This window comes from Mesorhizobium sp. WSM4819 (genome assembly GCF_055811215.1).
Genome location: NZ_JBVVQO010000116.1, coordinates 1 through 310 on the forward strand (window position 1 = coordinate 1; position 310 = coordinate 310).

Genomic DNA, 310 nt, shown 5'->3' on the forward strand with positions numbered 1-310 from the left:
GCTATGGAGATTTCGATTTTCGGCTGGTGTCTGGGATGGCGCGACCGCCGCCGGGAAGCGGCGGGATTGATGCAGACCGACCGCTTTGTCTTCCGGCCGTGCGGCATCGTCGGCTCGGCGTGCAGTCGGACGCAGCCCTGTCGACGCCGATGATCACCATGGACGCGCGCGGGTTGGTTGCCGGAGGCTGAGTGCCTGCGCCAGAAGGCTGCATCAAGCCATGCCGGTCATGCGGCGTTCTCCCGGTCCGGTGTCCTGGCGTAGGGCGGTCCGCGCGGCTGCCTCCACCGTTCGAACACCTCGATGACGA

General features: G+C 67.1%; 1 protein-coding gene. It reads left to right on the top strand.

Annotated elements, in window-relative coordinates; all coding sequences use genetic code 11:
- A partial coding sequence (locus tag AC0L18_RS32465) for a hypothetical protein (RefSeq protein WP_473495754.1) occupies positions 1–191 on the top strand: 191 nt, incomplete at its 5' end.
- Positions 192–310: the final 119 nt, after the last annotated feature.